The sequence below is a fragment of the Nonomuraea sp. MTCD27 genome (assembly GCF_041950495.1).
GTDB lineage: Bacteria > Actinomycetota > Actinomycetes > Streptosporangiales > Streptosporangiaceae > Nonomuraea.
This window is the reverse complement of sequence record NZ_JBGNUW010000006.1, coordinates 110,440-126,688: the sequence shown is the minus strand read 5'-3', so window position 1 is coordinate 126,688 and position 16,249 is coordinate 110,440. Positions and strand designations below refer to the sequence as shown.

The window sequence follows — 16,249 nt, the reverse complement described above, 5'->3', positions numbered from 1 at the left end:
CATGCCGCACATCACACCGGGACAGGCGTACGGGTTCTTCACCGACACCAGCGTGTGCATCGGCTGCAAGGCCTGCGAGGTGGCCTGCAAGCAGTGGAACCAGCTGGAGGGCAACGCCCCGTCGTTCCTGGACGGCTTCGACAACACCGGCAGGCTGGACGCCGAGACCTGGCGGCACGTCCAGTTCCACGACAACGTGCCCGACGAGGGCGTCACGCCCGGCAACGGCAAGGCGTGGCTGATGATGTCGGACGTCTGCAAGCACTGCAAAGAGGCCAGCTGCATGGAGGTCTGCCCGACCAACGCGATCATCCGTACCGAGTTCGACTCCGTCTTCATCCAGCCCGACGTCTGCAACGGCTGCCGCAACTGCATCGCGGCCTGCCCGTACGACGTGATCGGCGCCAGCGAGACGACCGGCATCGCGCAGAAGTGCACGCTGTGCTACGACCGCCTGCAGAACGACATGACCCCGGCCTGCGCCAAGGCCTGCCCCACCGAGTCGATCAAGTTCGGCCCGGTCTCCGAGCTGCGCCGGACGGCGGCCAAGCGGCTGGAGATCCTGCGCGGGCAGGGCGTCACCGAGGCCCGGCTCTACGGGCACGACGAGAAGGTGTACGGCGGCCTGAACGCGTTCTTCCTGCTCATGGACGAGCCCCGGAAGTACGGCCTGCCGGACGAGCGCAACGCCGTCCTGCCCAGCCGCAACAACGTGGGCGGCTACCTGACCGCCGCCGTCACGGCCGTGCTGGGCGTGCTCGGCGGCCTGATCGCGCTGCGCCACCGCAAGGAGAAGGTGGAGAAGGCGGAGGAAGCCACCGATGGATGACGTCCAGCACTTCGCCGGCCCGCCGGACTGGCTGTGGTACATCCTGTTCTACTTCTTCCTCGCCGGGCTCTCCGGCGGCTCGTACGTGCTGGCCACCCTGCTCAGGCTGCGCAACGCCCCCGGCGACGAGCCGATGGCCAGGATCGGCTACTACATCGCGTTCCCGCCGATGCTCATCGCGCCCGTGCTGCTCGCCCTCGACCTCGGCCAGCCGCTGCGGTTCTGGCACATGCTGGTCAACACCACCCCCGGCGGCTTCGGCCTCAACTTCAAGTACTGGTCGCCGATGTCGATCGGGTCGTGGGCGCTGGTCGTGTTCGGGGGGATCACCACGGTGTCGTTCGCGGCGGCGCTCGTACGGGACGGCAAGCTCCGGCTCCCGCTCGTCGCGTGGCTGGACGGCCGGGCCTTCAACGTGGTCGGGTCCCTGTTCGGGCTGTTCATCGCGGGGTACACGGGCGTGCTGCTGTCGGTGTCGAACCAGCCGGTGTGGAGCGACACGTGGGCACTGGGCGGGCTCTTCCTGGCCTCCGGGCTGGCGGGGTCGGCGGCGTTGATGCTGCTCCTGGCCCGCTACCGGCCCGAGGCCCGGCCCAGCGCCCCCATGCTGTCGATCTCGGAGCGGTTGTACTCGCTGCTGGAGCTGGCGCTGATCGCGGCGTTCGCGGTGACGCTGATCGCGGCCGGGACGCAGGACATCGTCTTCGGCCTGCCGTGGTCGCTGCTGTGGGTGGTGGTCCTGGCCGGGCTGCTGCCGGGTCTGTACGGGCTGGCCACCGAGCGCCTGTCGGCGGGCGGCGCGGCGGCCCTGCGGTATTCGGTCGTGCTGCCGCTGCTGGTGCTGGCCGGGGTGCTCGCCCTGCGAGCCGCGATCATCTTCAGCGTCCAGCTCTGACCCTGGCCTAGCGCGGTGGGAGGTGCTCCTCGGCCCACGCGGAGATCTGCTGGAGCGCCGGCATGAGGGCCTTGCCGCTCTCGGTCAGCTCGTAGGTGACCGCCACGGGCGGACCCTCGTCCACGGTGCGCGCGATCAGGCCCTCCTTGGTCAGCTCGGACAGCCGGTCGGAGAGCACCGAGTCGCTGAGCCCGTCGATCGCCCGGGACAGCTCGCGGAAGCCGGCCGGCCCCGCCCGGAGGCTGCCGAGCACCACGCCGCTCCAGCGCTTGCCGAGGAGCGTGAACGCGCGCGTCAGCGCGACGTCGCTGCGTTCGCAGCTTTCCACGTCGTGTCGCGTAGGTGCCGTCGCCATGCCCCCCAAACTAGCAGAAAAACTGCTGCTTTGATTTTCGAAGCGAGTAGTCATAGCCTAGCCGCATCTCGATACCTAGTGGGGGAGAACTGATGAGCCAGAATGCAGACGTGCGTCCGAGCGTCGTGGTGCTGGGCGGCGGGTACGGCGGCTACAAGGTCGCCAAGCTGCTCGACGACGTGGCCGACGTGACGCTGGTCGATCCGTCCGACGCGTTCATGCACAACGTGGCGTCCTGGCGGGCGCTGGTCGAGCCCGAGTGGCTGGACCAGATCTTCCTGCCGTACCGCCGCCTGCTGGTGCACGGCCGCTTCGTCCGGGATGCCGCCGTGGCCGTGGACGGCCGCCGCGTGACGCTCGCCTCGGGGGACACCCTCGAGCCCGACTACCTGGTGCTGGCCACGGGCTCGTCGTACCCGTTCCCGGCCAAGGCCGGCAAGCCGGACGTGGCGGCGGCCAAGGCCGAGCTGCGGGCCGCGCACGAGGTGCTGGCCGGCGCCGAGCGGGTGCTGCTGGTCGGCGCCGGCCCGGTCGGGCTGGAGCTCGCCGGGGAGATCAAGGCGTCGTTCCCCGGCAAGCACGTCATCCTCGCCGACGTCGCGCCCGACATCCTGCCCGGCCCGTTCGACCAGGAGCTGCGCGACGAGCTGCACCGGCAGCTCGTCGAGCTCGGCGTCGAGCTCAAGCTCGGCAGCCCGCTGCGCGAGCTCCCCAGCGCCCCGCCCGCCAGCGCCGCGCCGATCGCGATCGCGACCGAGGCGGGCGACAAGCTGACGGCCGACGTCTGGTACCGCTGCTTCGGCGTCGTGCCCCGCACGGACTACCTGCGGGGAGCCCTCGCGGAGGCCAGGGACGAGCGGGGATACGTGCGGGTGGACGAGCAGCTGCGGGTCCGGGGGCAGGAGCGGGTGTACGCCATCGGCGACATCACCGACGCCGACCGCAACATGGCCGCGTACGCGGGCCGGCAGGGGGAGCTGCTGGCGGCGAACCTTCGTGCGGCGATCACGCGGGAGGGCGAGACGGTCGCGTACGAGCGGCAGCCCGCGATGATCATCGTGCCGCTCGGTCCGGACGGCGGCGCCGGCCAGCTCCCCGGCCAGGGCGTCTTCGGCGCCGAGGCGGCCTCGGAGATCAAGGGCCGGGCCATGCTGGTGGAGTACCAGTCCGTGCACTTCAACGCCCCCGACCCGGCGTGACCCCGACCCCGCCCTTGGGTCAGGCGGGGGGTCAGGGTTCGACGAGGCCGGCGCGGATGGCGTAGCGGGTGAGTTCGAGGCGGTCACGCATGCCGAGCTTCTGCAGGATGTTCGCCCGGTGCCGATCGACCGTCTTCACGCTGATGACCAGCGTCTCGGCGATATCCTTGGCCGAGTTGCCCTCCGCGATCAGCTTGACGATCTCCTCCTCCCGGGGCGTCAGGATGCTCTCCGGCATGCGCTCGCCCTCCCGGTCCCGCTGCAGGTAGTCGCGGATGAGCGCGGTCACCGCCCCCGGGTACAGGAACGGCTCCCCGCGCATCGTGGCCCGGCACGCCTCCAGCAGGTCCTGGTCGGCGACCGACTTGAGCACGTAGCCGGACGCGCCGACCTTGAGCGACTCGAAGAAGTACTGCTCGTTGTCGTACATCGACAGGATCAGGATGCGGATGCCGGGCGCCCGGCGGGAGATCTCCCTGGCCGCCTGCAGCCCGGTCATGCGCGGCATCGCGATGTCGAGGATGGCCAGGTCCACCGTGTCCTCCGAGGCCGCCGCCACGGCCTGCGCGCCGTCGGCGGCCTCGGCGACCACCTCGAGGTCGGGCTCGGCGTCCAGGATCAGCCTCAGCCCCCTGCGGACGAGCGCGTGGTCGTCGGCCAGCAGGATCCGGGTTTTCTTCACGGCGTTGTGCTCCCATTCGCGATGTCCGGGATGGCCAGGCTGACGCGGGTGCCCGCGCCTGGCGGGGAGTCGACGGTCAGGCGGGCGCCGATGAGCAGGGCGCGCTCGCGCATGCCCCGGATCCCGGCGCCGTCCTGGATCGCTCCTCCCCGCCCGTCGTCGGAGACGCGCAGGACCAGATGGCCGTCCTCGATCGCGAGTGACAGCTCGGCGCGCGTGGCGCGGGCGTGCCTGGCGATGTTGGTCAGGCTCTCCTGCGCGATCCGGTAGAGGACCAGCTCGACGTCGGTGCCCAGCTCCGGGAGGTCCGGCGCGACGGCGCGGGTCACCGGGATGCCGCTCATCCGCGAGACGTCGGTGGCCAGGGCGCTGAGCGCGCTGTGCAGGCCGAGGTCCTCCAGCACGCCGGGACGCAGGCGGCGGGCGACCTGGCGTACCTCGTCCAGGCTGGCGCGTACGGTCTCCTGCACGCCGTGCAGCTCCTCCCGCAGGTCGGCGGGGGCGCGGTCGACCACCCGCTTCAGGCCGAGGAGCACCACGGTCAGGCTCTGACCGATCTCGTCGTGCAGCTCGCGGGCGATGCGGCTGCGCTCGCCCTCCTGCGCGGCCAGCGCGTGGGCGCTGCTCGCGCTGCGCTCGGCCTCCAGCCGGTCCAGCATCGCGTTGAACGTGTCGATCAGGTGGGTGAGGTCGCTGTTGCCGCTGTCGGTCAGCCGGTCGCCGGTGCGCAGCAGGTCCACCCGCTGCATCAGCGTGGTCAGCGCGTCCAGCGGGGCCAGGCTGCGGCGCAGCAGCAGCGCGTTGGCGGCCAGCATCACCACCAGGCCCACCACCAGCACCGGCACCTCGGTCAGCAGGACCGGCGAGGACACCGTGGCGGGGGAGAGCGCGAGCACGATCGTGCCGGCCGCGAACACCAGCCCGTTGATCAGCACCAGCCGCCGGAACAGCGCCTGCGCGGGAGGGCGCGGCGCGCCCGTGGGGGCCGGGGAGCTCTGGGCGGGGGCGCGTGGCGTGCCCCCCGCTCCCTCCGCGCGGTCGTTCATCCCATCAGCCTCTTCGTCGCCGGGTGCCGTTGTCCATGCGGTCTGACCCCAATTGGGGTTTCCGTCCCTACATGTTCTATCCCTGCCCAGATGGGTGCCGGACCCGATGGTGTCCGGACCGCGCCCGCCCAGAGACTTGAGCGGAGCCGGATTGGAGTCAGCGACATGGACGTCACCCGAACGATCGCGGAGATCACCGGAGCGGCGCCATGACCTCGCCGGGGATGCCCGGACGCCTCGTCGAACGGGATGATGTCATGCATGCCAGCAATATCGCCGTGAACCTGCCGACCGTGACTGTGCACGACCCCGTCACCAAGGCCGTACGGATCATGGCGCTGGGCCGGATGCCCGGCCTGATCGTGGTGGACGACCGGGGCCGGCCGTCGAGCGTGCTGCCGGGGACGCAGGTCCTGCGGCTGGCGGTGCCGGGGGCGTACCAGGAGGATCCGGCGCTCTGCCGGACGATCGACGAGGCCCACGCGGACCTGTTCTGGGGTGAGCTGGGTGAGCTGACGGTGGGCGACTGCCTGCCGAGCCGGCCGGCCAGGCCGGCGACCGTGCCACCGGACGCGACCCTGCTCGAGGTGGCCGCACTCATGGCCCGGCTGCGCAGCCCCATCGTCGCGGTCGTCGGCCGCGACGGTGTCCTCGTCGGGGCGATCACCCTGGAGCGGCTGCTGACCAGCCTGGCCCTCTCCGGCCCGGAGGACTGAGACACCCCGACCCGACCGGGCGCGCGCCACCGGCCTCGCCCGGCCTCAGCATGCTCACCGTACGGAGGTCATCGCCGTGTTCCCCGAACACCCCGCCATGTCGTCATGCCCAGACCAGCGCCGCAGGCAGGCCGGGCCGCCGGGGCAGGACGGATGAGCGCCCTCGCCGCACTGGCGATCTTCCTGGTGGCCTTCTTCCTCATCGCCACCGAGAAGGCCGACAAGGTCAAGGTGGTGCTCGTCGCCGCGGGGCTGATGGCCGTGCTGGGCCTGATCCCGGGGGCGGAGGTGTTCTACTCCGAGCACGAGGGCATCGACTGGAACGTCATCTTCCTGCTGCTCGGCATGATGATCATCGTCGGTGTGATCAAGCAGACGGGCGTCTTCGACTACCTCGCCATCTGGGCCGCCAAGAGGTCGAAGGGCCGCCCGTACCGGCTGATGGTCATGCTCATGGTGATCACCGCCGTCGCCTCGCCGTTCCTGGACAACGTCACCACGATCATGCTGGTCGCGCCGGTCACCATCGTGGTGTGCAACCGGCTGCGGATCGCCGCGCAGCCGTACCTGATCGCGGAGGTCCTCGCCTCCAACATCGGCGGCGCGGCCACGCTCATCGGGGACCCGCCGAACATCATCATCGGCAGCCGTGCCGGGCTGACCTTCAACGACTTCCTGGTGCACATGGCGCCGATCGTGGTGGTCATCTTCGCGGTGTTCGTGCTGTTCACGCGGGTGCTGTTCCGTGACTCCTTCCAGTACGACGCCGAGCACGTCGCCGAGGTGATGGCCTTGCAGGAGCGGCGGGCCATCACCGACCCGCGCCTGCTGGCGCGCTGCCTGGTGGTGCTGGGCGCGGTCGTGGCCGGGTTCGGGCTGCACGCGGTGGTGCACGTCGAGCCGTCGATCGTGGCGCTGGTGGGCGCCGGGGTGATGCTGCTGGTCTCCCGCGCGAGCGTCTCCGAGGTGCTGAGCGAGGTCGAGTGGCCCACGCTGGTCTTCTTCATGGGGCTGTTCGTCATGGTCGCGGGCCTGGTGCACACCGGCGTGATCGCGGCGATCGGCACGTGGGCGGTGGACACGCTGGGCGACGACTACTTCGTCGCCGCGACGGCGCTGCTGTTCGGCTCCAGCGCGCTGGGCGCGTTCTTCGACAACATCCCGTACGTCGCCACGACCGCCCCCATCGTCGAGGACGTGGTCGCCGCGGCCCCCGACCCGCAGACCGGCCAGGCGCTGTGGTGGGCCTTCGCCCTGGGCGCCGACTTCGGCGGGAACGGCACCGCGGTCGCGGCCAGCGCCAACGTGGTGGCCATCGGCATCGCCGCGCGCAACGGACACAAGATCAGCTTCTGGCAGTTCACCAGGTACGGCATCGTCGTCACCGTCCTGAGCACGGTGCTGGCCTGGTTGTACGTGTGGCTGCGCTACTTCACCTGACCCCGTCCCTGATCCGGAGCCAGGGGAAAATCAGGGACGTTCACCGATGATCGGACCGGCCGGTGCGGGGCATTGTGGCCAACATGAACCCCGCTAACCGTCTCGCCCAGATCTCCTTCACCGCCGGGCCCGCCGCCCTGCTCGGCGGCTGGTTCCTCATGCGTCCCATCGACGGCGATCTCGTGCCGGGACCGTGGTGGACGGCCGCGCACGCGGTGTGGCTGGCCGCCTTCCTGGTGTTCGGCCTCATGACGCTGGCCATGCGCGGCCTGGCGGGGCCGCTCGGTGGCGGGAGACGGGTGGCGGTCGAGGCGGTCACGGGGGTCGCGCTGCTCGGCGTGGCGGCCAACGTGGTACAGCTGGCCATCGACCTGTACGCCGGGTTCGCCGCGGCGGACGGGGAGGCGATGCGGGCGCTGATGGAGCAGGTGAAGGGCTATCCGGGGGTCGAGCTGGTCATCTACGGGCCCGGGGCGCAGGTCTTCTTCGCCGCGTTGCTCGTCCTGGCGGTCATCCTGGCCGTGCTGCGCCGGGTCACGCCCGTCAGCGCCGCCGTCACCGCCGGGGGCGTGGTGCTGCTGGCGGTGGCCACGTTCCAGGAGGGCAGGGGCTCGGCCCTGGTCGCCGTCGGGATGGCGGTGATGTGGCTGGGCACCCTGCTGCTGGGCCGGGGACCGTCCGGAGGGCTGGGCGGCGCCGCCACGCCGGTCGGAGCCGGAGAGGGCGCCGCCACGTCCGCCAGAGTCGGAGAGGGCGCAGCCGCCGCGCCTGCCAGAGCCGGAGAAGGCGCCGCCACGCGTTGAGCGGCTCAGGGCGTGGCCCGGCAGGCCGGCTCGTAGGTCCGGCCGGGCAGGTGGCGCCGCCACTCCGCCTCGGTCAGCTCCCGGCCCGCCCGCGCGCACACGGCCGCGACCAGCGGCGCGAGCGCCGTCGGCAGCCGGGTCAGCCGCCCGTCCCGGCCGACGGCCAGCACCTCCGCGGAGCCGGCGGTGAAAGCGACCGACCGCGCGCTGTCCGTGAGAGCGACCTCGGGGCCGACGCGCCGCCCCTGCCGCGATCCAGGCCCGCAGCCGGGGCCAGGCCAGCGGCAGGGCGGGGCGCAGCAGGCGTACGGGGTCGGTGCCGGACACCAGGTACGTGAACGCGTCCAGCACCCGGTCCACCCCGGCGGGCAGCTCGGCCCTGTGCGGCTCGCGCAGCGCCAGCTCGCCCTCGTCGGTCACGGTGACCAGCCGCAGGAACAGCTCGGGCACCAGCTCCTTGCCGGCGGGGTCGAGCGCGGCGTAGGCGTCCTCGGCGATGACGCCGAGCGCCGGGTCGTCGTCGGCGGTCCCGACCCGGCGGCCGTCGTCGGCGCCCCGGGCGAGCAGCCGCGGGGTGTTCAGGCTCCCGTCACCGCTGACCAGCCCGAGCAGCAGCTCGCGGGCCGCCGGGCGGAGCGCCGGGTCCTTCGACAGCGCGGCGCGCACGGGCCCGCGCAGCGAGGCGGGCAGGACGTCCAGGTCGGGATCGTGGGAGAGCACGCGGTGCATGACCGCGCCGAGCGCCTCGCCGGTGAACGGGTCCCGGCCGGTGGCGGCGTACAGCACGACCGCGCCCCACGCGAACACGTCGGCGGCGGACCCCGCCCGCTCGCCGGAGAACACCTCGGGCGCCATGTAGCCGGGCGTGCCCGTGAGCTGCCCGGTCGAGGTGAGCGACATCTCCAGGGTGCGCAGGCTGGGGCTCTCGACGTACTCGCTGACGACGTACGGCCGGGGCCCCTCCAGGTCCGCGCCGAGCACCCTGGCCGTGCAGAACGAGGCCACCCGCTGAGCCGAGACGGCCTCCTTCGCCAGCCGGTCGCGCAGCTCGGGCTGCCCCACGGGATCGCCGCGCAGCACCTTGATCGCCACCCGCGCGCCGGCCTGGTCGTATCCCTCGTAGACGACCCCCTGGCCGCCCGCGCCGAGGCGACCGGCCAGCCAGTAGCCGCCGATCCGCTGCGGGTCCCCGTCGATGAGTGCGCTCCCCATGCGCGATTGGACTACGAGCGGGGCGGATCGGTTGCGGCCCTCAGACGCGGCGGCCGGCGACCCCACACGTTGCGCAGCTCGAAGCCGTCGCGGGAGACGACGGCGGGCTTGTGCGCGTAGGCGTCGTCGGGCGTGCCCGTCGAAGGAGAGCCCGGAGTAGAACATCACCCACCAGTCGCCTGAGCGGGCCACGGACTGCGGGCCCCAGTGCGACCAGATGCCGAACGTCGCCTCGCCGAACCATGGGGGATCTGGTGCGCGCGCAGCGACTCCCAGTCGGGCTGGAATCGGGTCATTTCATTACCCGTACTAAAACGATTTTGTCGGGGATGTATTTATTCAAGCCAACATTTTGAGGTATCCGGACCCTTTTGTTGCGTCCCTGTTTCGTCTTCAGGTCGAGCGTTCGACGGAAATGGGGATGGTGTGGGTGGATCTTTCCGGTTAAAGTTAAAACGTTTTGTCTTCACTGGAGAGGGCATCTGGATGGCCGAATTCCATGAGGATCCCGGGCCGGGTTCCGGGCGGCGGGCGGCACGGGCCGACTTCGTCTCAGACGCGCCCCGGCTGGCGCTCAACGGCCGGTGGCGTTTCCGGCTCTCCGGCACGGCCGCCGGCACCGGCCCCACGCTGCCGGACCCGGCACTGGACGACACCGGATGGGAGACGATCCCGGTGCCGTCGCACTGGGTGCTGGAGGGACACGACCGGCCGCTCTACACCAACACCGCCTACCCGTTCCCCATCGACCCGCCGTACCTGCCGGACCACAACCCCACCGGCGACTACCGCCTCCGCTTCGACCTGCCGCCCGGCTGGCCACCCGGCCGTGGCGTGCTGCGCTTCCAGGGGGTGGACTCCTGCGGCACCGTCTGGCTGAACGGCGAACTGCTCGGGCACTCGAAGGGGAGCAGGCTGCCGTTCGAGTTCGACGTCACGGGGCTGCTCCGGCCGCGCGGGAACCTGCTGGCCGTGCGCGTGCAGCGCTGGTCGTCCGGCAGCTACCTGGAGGACCAGGACATGTGGTGGCTGCCGGGCATCTTCCGCGACGTGGAGCTGCTGTCCCGGCCGGAGGGCGGCATCGACGACTTCACCGTGCGCGCCTCGTACGCGTCCGGCGCCGGGACGCTGCTGATCACCGCCGACGCCCCCGGCCTGGTGGAGATTCCCGAGCTCGGGCTCGCCGTCGCCACGGGAGAGCAGGTCACCGTCCCGGACGTGCAGCCGTGGAGCGCCGAGCACCCCCGCCTCTACCGCGGCACCCTGTCCGCCGCCGGGGAGACCATCGACCTGGCCGTCGGCTTCAGGACCGTCGAGATCTCCGGCGGCCGGCTGCTGATCAACGGGGCGCCGGTGCTGTTCCGCGGCGTCAACCGGCACGAGCACCACCCCGACCGCGGCCGCGCCCTCGACCGGGACACCATGATCCGCGACATCGAGCTGATGAAGCGGCACAACGTCAACGCCGTCCGCACCGCCCACTACCCGCCGCACCCCGAGTTCCTGCGGCTGTGCGACGAGTACGGCCTGTGGGTGGTCGACGAGTGCGACATCGAGACCCACGGCTTCGTCTACGCGGGCTGGGAGGGCAACCCGCCCGCCGAGCCGATGTGGCGCGAGGCCCTGCTCGACCGCGCCCGGCGCATGGTGGAGCGCGACAAGAACCACCCCAGCGTGGTCGTCTGGTCCCTGGGGAACGAGAGCGGCAGCGGCCCCGCGTTCGCCGACATCGACGACTGGATCCGGCGGCGCGACCCCACCCGGCCGCTCCACTACGAACGCGACCCCACTTACCGCCACTCCGACTTCTACAGCCTCAGGTACCCGTCCCTGGACGACCTGGAGCACATCGGGCAGCGGAAGGAGGATACGCCGTCGGGGGTGGCCGTGGGGTCGGAGGAGGACGTGCGGCGGCGGGGGCTGCCGTTCCTGCTGTGCGAGTACGCCCACGCGATGGGCAACGGGCCCGGCTCACTGGTCGACTACCAGACGATCCTGGAGTCGTACGAGCGGTTCTGCGGGGCGTTCGTGTGGGAGTGGATCGACCACGGGCTGACGGGGCACGACGCGCTCGGACGCCCGTACTTCCGGCACGGAGGGGACGTCGACGCCCGGCCGAACGGGGAGCGGTACTGCCTGGACGGGCTCCTGTTCCCGGACCGCACCCCGTCACCTGGGCTGGGGGAGCTGCGCAAGGCGATCGAACCGGTCGGGATCACCGTGGAGGGGGCGTCGGTGGTGGTCGCCAACAAGTACGACGCGGTCTCGCTCGGGCACCTGGAGTTCCGGTGGCGGGTGGAGGTGGACGGGGTACGGTCGGCCACCGGTCCGCTCACCGTGCCCCACTGCCCGGCCCGATCGTCGGTCCGCGTGCCACTTCCGGCCGCCGCGATCCCGGACGATTCCCGGCCCGGGACGTCTCTTGGCCAGGCGTCCCCCGGCCAGGCGTCCCCCGGCCAGGCGTCCCCCGGTGAGGCGGCGGCCCCTGGTCAGGCGGCGCCCGGGGTGGTGGCGGGTGGGGAGGTTTGGCTCACGGTCGAGGCGGTGCTCGCCGCCGGCACCCGCTGGGCGCCGGCGGGCCACGTGATCGCCTTCGGCCAGGCCCGCCTCGGCACGTTCCCCCGCCGCCGCCGGCCCCCCGGCCGCCGCCGCAACCTGTCCGGCCGCCGCCTCACCCCACCCGGCCGCCACCTCACCCCGCCGGACCGGCATCCCGACGCCGTCACCGACCGCCCCGGGGCCGTCACCGATCGCCCCGATGCCGTCAGCAGCCACGTCGACGCCGTCACCGATCGCCCCGGCGTCGCCAGCGGCCACCTCGACGCCGTCACCGATCGCCTCGCCGCCGTCGACCGCCTCGACCCGGCCAGGGACCCGCAGCGCGCCCAGAGCCCGGTCTCACCGGACGGCTCCCGGCCCGGCGACCGGGACGCCGGTGCCCGGGGGAGCGGGCCGGGGGGATTACGGCTGGGCGGGGCGGCGTTCGATGCCGGGACCGGGCGGTTGCGCCGCCTCGGCGGCCTGGAGCTGGACGGTCCCACGTTAGACGTGTGGCGCGCCCCCACCGAGAACGACCTCGGCCAGGGCCCCAGGAACGCCCTGGCAGCCGACTGGGAAGCGGTCGGCCTCGACCGGTTCCTGCACCGCGGCGGCGGCATCGAGCGACCCGACGACGGCACGATCGTCGTCCGCGGCCGGAGCGGTCCCGCCACCCGTACCCTCGGCTTCCGCACCACCTGCACCTACCGCTGGCAGGACGGCGCGCTCCACCTCCGGATCGAGGCCGATCCCGTGGGCGACTGGCACAACACCGCCTACGGGCACCTCACCGTGAGCCCGCCCCGCGTGGGAGCCCGGTTCGCCCTGCCCGGCGGCTACACCGACGTGATGTGGTTCGGCCGGGGCCCGGGCGAGTCGTACGCCGACAGCCGGGCCGCCGCCCGGGTCGGCCGCTACGCCCGTTCGATCGACGCCCTCCAGACCCCGTACGTCGTCCCCCAGGAGAACGGCAACCACGTCGAGACCCGCTGGCTGGAGCTGTCGGGCCCCGGCCTGCCGATCCTGCGCGTGGACGGCGAGCCGTACCTGGACTTCACCGCCCGCCGCTGGACGAGCGAGGCGCTGACGGCCGCCCGCCGCCCGCACGACCTGACCGACTCCGGCCGCGTCTGGCTGAACCTCGACCACGGCCAGCAGGGCATCGGCAGCGCCTCCTGCGGCCCGGCGCTGCCCGGGCGGTACCGGCTGGCGGTCCGGCCCTACACCTGGTCGATGACGCTGTCCGTGGTGGATTGAGCCGTTCTTGATGGATCGAGCCGAGAGGATGCTGACGGCATGACAGAACCGTCCAAGTTCGACTTCTGCCCGTGGCTGTTCTGGGACCACGCGAGCGAGGAGGAGCGTCGCGCCCAGGAGAGCCACCTGGGCGGGCTGCGGGCCAGGGCCGGACTCGACACCGCGGGGAAGGCGTTCGTCTCCCCGCTGGCCGCCGTGCACACCGATCGCCTGCGGATGGGCGACTTCTGCTACATCGCGGCGCACGCGTACGTCACCGACGACATCACGATGGGCGACGACTGCACGGTCAACCCGTACGCGGTGGTGCGGGGGGACGTGGTGCTCGGGACGGCGGTGCGGATCGGCGCGCACACGTCGCTGCTCGGCTTCAACCACGGGACCGCGCCGGACCGGCCGGTCTTCCGCCAGACGATCACCTCGAAGGGCATCCGCGTCGGCGACGACGTGTGGATCGGCTCGAACGTCGTCGTGCTCGACGGCGTGACGATCGGCGACCACGCCGTCATCGGCGCGGGCTCGGTCGTCACCAAGGACGTGCCCGCGTGGGCCATGGTGGCGGGCAACCCGGCCCGCCCGATCCGCGACCGCCGCGGCGCGCGGCCCGCCGCGGGGGAGGACGTGGAGGGGCGGCTCACCGCGTTCGCCGACCGCGCCAGGGAGCAGGCCGAGGACGTGCTCGCCCGCTGCTGGACCGGCGAGCGGTACGTGGACCGCCCCGGCGCCGAGCCGACCGTGCGGGCGTGGTGCGACGCCGTGGAGATCGCCGACCTGCTGCTCGGCGGCCCGCCGCCGGCCCCGGCCCGCGAGGAGGTCATCGCCTTCCTGCGCGACCGCCAGGACCCGGCCACCGGCCTGGTCCCGGAGATCGGCGCCCCGGGCTCACCGGAGGCGGCGGTCGCCGGGCGGGAGCAGGCGGATGCCGGGGGGAAACAGGCGGACGACGCGCGGGAGCGGGCGGACGTCGGGCGGCCCGAGCTGGAGGGCGTCGCCGCGTACCACATCCTGTCCGTCGGGTACGCGCTCGACCTGCTCGGCACCCGCTTCCGCCACCCGATCCGCGTGGTGTCCGACCTGGCGCCGAAGGACCTGATCAGCACCCTGGACGGCCTCGACTGGGCACGCCAGGCGTGGACGGCGGGGTCGTGGGTGGACGCGTTCGGCACGGGCCTCTACCGCAACCTCGCCGGCTTCGGCCTCGGCGGCGAGAACCTGGAGACCCTGTACGGCTGGCTGCTGACCCGGTGCCGCCAGGCCCACGGCATGTGGGGCGAGCCGGACGGGGACGCCGGCTGGCTCCAGGTGGTCAACGGCTTCTACCGGCTGACGAGGGGCACCTTCGCGCAGTTCGGGCTGCCGCTGCCGTACCCGGAGCGGGCCGTGGACACCGTGCTCGCCCAGGCCCGCGACCCCCGCTACTTCGGCCCGGACACCGGCAACGCCTGCAACGTCCTCGACGTCATCCACCCCCTGTGGCTGGCGGGCCGGCAGACCCGGCACCGCAGGGAGGAGGGCGAGGCGTGGGCCAGGGAGAACCTGGCTCGCGCGCTGGGCGGCTGGCACGACGGCGCGGGCCTCAGCTTCGCCCTGACCCGGGGGAGCGGGGCGGCGCGCACGCCCGGCCTGCAGGGTACGGAGATGTGGCTGGCCATCATCTGGCTGCTGGCCGACTACCTGGGCATCTCCGGCACCCTCGGCTACCGCCCCCGGGGCGTCCACCGCCCGGAGCCGGCGATCCACCACCCGGCCTGAGCGTCATCGATTGCACGCCGCGGTGAACGAATGCCGCCCGGCCCCGGCCCAGCACACCAGAACCGACCCGCCGGTCCGGGCGATCCCGGCCACCGGTCCCCCGGACTCGCGGACCGACGCGGGGTCCATCGTTCGGCACATGGACGGGCGACGCGCTGCTGGTAGTCGGTATCCGGGGGTCAGCTCGCCGTCGCCCACGCGGTGGCCGTTGACGCGCAGCTCGTACAGGCCGCGGGCGGTGCAGGCGATCCGGACGGCGGTCGCCGGCCGCAGGCCGACCTCCCGCCGGAAGCAGCGGGGCGACGGCAGGTGCGCCGTGCGGGCGGTGCGGGGCTCGCGGTCGTCGGTGGGCGGCTCGAAGGGTGGTTCGGTCTCGGGGTCGTGCGCGATCCAGGCCGCCTACTAAACCCCGCCGGGGCCGTGCACTCTGATCCGGTGGCCCGCCGGGGCGTGGGGTGCCGATGCCGAGCGGGTGCGGCGGTGCTCGCGGCGCAGGTCGTACGGCCACAGCCGCGCGGAGGAGGGCACCTCGGGGAGCGACCAGCCCATCAAGACCACGTCCAATCCGTCACCGGGCGGGTGAGCGCGTATTCGCGTCTGGACGGCGTGGGATGGACCTTGCGCCCGGTGTACATCGGCCGGGCGGTCCCCTAGGGGCTGATGCCGATCACATCGTCGCCGCGCCAGCGCACCCGGTACTCGCGGCCCGCCGCGACCTCGGTGCTCGTCGTCCTGGCAGCCCGGCGACCGGATCACCCTGGGCTTCGCCGTCCGCCCCCGCCTCACCACCGCCGTGCCCCGCCTCGACGTGGCCCGGGGCCGGGGTGGCGGTCGAGCGCGGCCCCCTGGTCTACTGCCTGGAGCGGACCGACCCCCCGGGGTTCATCGTGGACGACCTGTGCGTGGCCTCCCCCGACCTGCGCGACGGCCCCCGGTTCCCGGCCTGCCCGCCGAGGTGGTCCCGGTCCCGGCCCGGGGCCGGGCCCACGAGCACCGGCCGGACGACGACGATTTCCCAACCGCACCGCGACCGGACCCCGGGAGCCGGAGTACGCGGGCCCGGTCGAGCTCACGTTGTCCCGTACTACGCCTGGGCCAACCGCGGTGCGGGTCCGATGACGGTCTGGGCCCCGATGCACTGACTCCGGCCACCGCCGGCCGGGGTCAGGTCAGGCACAGGCAGAAGGGATGCCCCGCCGGGTCGAGGAACACCCGGAAGGTCGTACCGGGCTGGTGCTCGTGCTTGACCGCCCCGAGTTCGAGCACCGCCGCCTCTGCGACGTCGAGATCGTCGACGACGATGTCGTAGTGCATCTGCTGGGGCACGTCCTGGGTCGGCCACGTGGGCGCGACATAACCCTCCACCTGTTGGAAGCAGATGCAGTCGCCGTCATCCGACCGCAGCTCCACCCAGTCCGGGGCCGCCTTGACCTTCCAGCCCAGTACCGCGGCGTAGAAGGCGGCAAGGGCCCCTGGATCCGGACAATCTATGACGATGCCTGGGAAACGACCGATAGCCATGTCA

13 protein-coding genes and 1 pseudogene are annotated in these 16,249 nt (G+C 72.6%); 8 read left to right on the top strand and 6 right to left on the bottom strand.

The features are described 5' to 3' along the window. Position 1: 1 nt before the first annotated feature. Together ACBJ59_RS19525 and nrfD are read left to right on the top strand one after the other, a co-directional pair. Complete coding sequence (locus tag ACBJ59_RS19525; RefSeq protein WP_375111628.1) at positions 2–829, top strand: 4Fe-4S dicluster domain-containing protein; 828 nt, start codon at positions 2–4, stop codon at positions 827–829. Then, the gene (gene nrfD / locus ACBJ59_RS19520) at positions 822–1,724 is read left to right on the top strand and encodes an NrfD/PsrC family molybdoenzyme membrane anchor subunit (RefSeq protein ID WP_375111627.1); all 903 of its coding nucleotides are present in this window, start codon (positions 822–824) and stop codon (positions 1,722–1,724) included. Before ACBJ59_RS19525 ends, nrfD begins: the two co-directional genes overlap by 8 nt. Before the next feature lie 7 nt (positions 1,725–1,731). Here the strand turns inward: nrfD and ACBJ59_RS19515 are convergent, their stop codons facing one another. Next, a complete protein-coding gene (locus ACBJ59_RS19515) occupies positions 1,732–2,079 on the bottom strand; it encodes a helix-turn-helix domain-containing protein (RefSeq protein WP_364122293.1) in 348 nt (115 codons plus the stop codon). Between the two features lie 92 nt (positions 2,080–2,171). Between ACBJ59_RS19515 and ACBJ59_RS19510 the strand changes: the two genes are divergently transcribed. Further along, a complete protein-coding gene (locus tag ACBJ59_RS19510; RefSeq protein WP_375111626.1) occupies positions 2,172–3,278 on the top strand; it encodes an NAD(P)/FAD-dependent oxidoreductase in 1,107 nt (368 codons plus the stop codon). 31 nt (positions 3,279–3,309) lie between these two features. Here the strand turns inward: ACBJ59_RS19510 and ACBJ59_RS19505 are convergent, their stop codons facing one another. Together ACBJ59_RS19505 and ACBJ59_RS19500 are read right to left on the bottom strand one after the other, a co-directional pair. Further along, positions 3,310–3,960 carry a response regulator gene (locus ACBJ59_RS19505; protein ID WP_375111625.1) on the bottom strand — a complete coding sequence of 217 codons (651 nt, stop codon included), beginning with the start codon at positions 3,958–3,960 and terminating at the stop codon, positions 3,310–3,312. Next, complete coding sequence (locus ACBJ59_RS19500; protein ID WP_375111624.1) at positions 3,957–5,006, bottom strand: histidine kinase; 1,050 nt, start codon at positions 5,004–5,006, stop codon at positions 3,957–3,959. The genes ACBJ59_RS19505 and ACBJ59_RS19500 overlap by 4 nt, the downstream gene beginning before the upstream one ends. A gap of 257 nt (positions 5,007–5,263) precedes the next feature. On the opposite strand from ACBJ59_RS19500, the gene ACBJ59_RS19495 reads away from it, so the two are divergent. Further along, positions 5,264–5,722 carry a CBS domain-containing protein gene (locus tag ACBJ59_RS19495; RefSeq protein ID WP_375111623.1) on the top strand — a complete coding sequence of 153 codons (459 nt, stop codon included), beginning with the start codon at positions 5,264–5,266 and terminating at the stop codon, positions 5,720–5,722. 153 nt (positions 5,723–5,875) lie between these two features. Then, a complete protein-coding gene (locus ACBJ59_RS19490; protein WP_375111981.1) occupies positions 5,876–7,162 on the top strand; it encodes an SLC13 family permease in 1,287 nt (428 codons plus the stop codon). Here ACBJ59_RS19490 and ACBJ59_RS19485 read toward each other — a convergent pair. Beyond that, positions 7,150–9,177, bottom strand: a complete 2,028-nt coding sequence (locus tag ACBJ59_RS19485) for a serine/threonine protein kinase (RefSeq protein ID WP_375111622.1) — start codon at positions 9,175–9,177, stop codon at positions 7,150–7,152. The two genes, ACBJ59_RS19490 and ACBJ59_RS19485, sit on opposite strands and share 13 nt — an antisense overlap. A gap of 486 nt (positions 9,178–9,663) precedes the next feature. On the opposite strand from ACBJ59_RS19485, the gene ACBJ59_RS19480 reads away from it, so the two are divergent. Continuing rightward, complete coding sequence (locus tag ACBJ59_RS19480; protein ID WP_375111621.1) at positions 9,664–12,972, top strand: glycoside hydrolase family 2 TIM barrel-domain containing protein; 3,309 nt, start codon at positions 9,664–9,666, stop codon at positions 12,970–12,972. 435 nt (positions 12,973–13,407) lie between these two features. After that, positions 13,408–13,563 (top strand): annotated as a pseudogene (locus tag ACBJ59_RS19475) (DapH/DapD/GlmU-related protein); the annotation flags it as partial. Between the two features lie 1,563 nt (positions 13,564–15,126). Here ACBJ59_RS19475 and ACBJ59_RS19470 read toward each other — a convergent pair. Further along, positions 15,127–15,282: a hypothetical protein gene (locus tag ACBJ59_RS19470; RefSeq protein WP_375111620.1), complete on the bottom strand. Its 156-nt coding sequence runs from the start codon at positions 15,280–15,282 to the stop codon at positions 15,127–15,129. Positions 15,283–15,335: 53 nt separating this feature from the next. Between ACBJ59_RS19470 and ACBJ59_RS19465 the strand changes: the two genes are divergently transcribed. Then, positions 15,336–15,866 carry a hypothetical protein gene (locus ACBJ59_RS19465; protein WP_375111619.1) on the top strand — a complete coding sequence of 177 codons (531 nt, stop codon included), beginning with the start codon at positions 15,336–15,338 and terminating at the stop codon, positions 15,864–15,866. Between the two features lie 22 nt (positions 15,867–15,888). Here ACBJ59_RS19465 and ACBJ59_RS19460 read toward each other — a convergent pair whose 3' ends face one another. Next, complete coding sequence (locus ACBJ59_RS19460; RefSeq protein ID WP_375111618.1) at positions 15,889–16,245, bottom strand: VOC family protein; 357 nt, start codon at positions 16,243–16,245, stop codon at positions 15,889–15,891. Between the last annotated feature and the right edge of the window lie 4 nt (positions 16,246–16,249).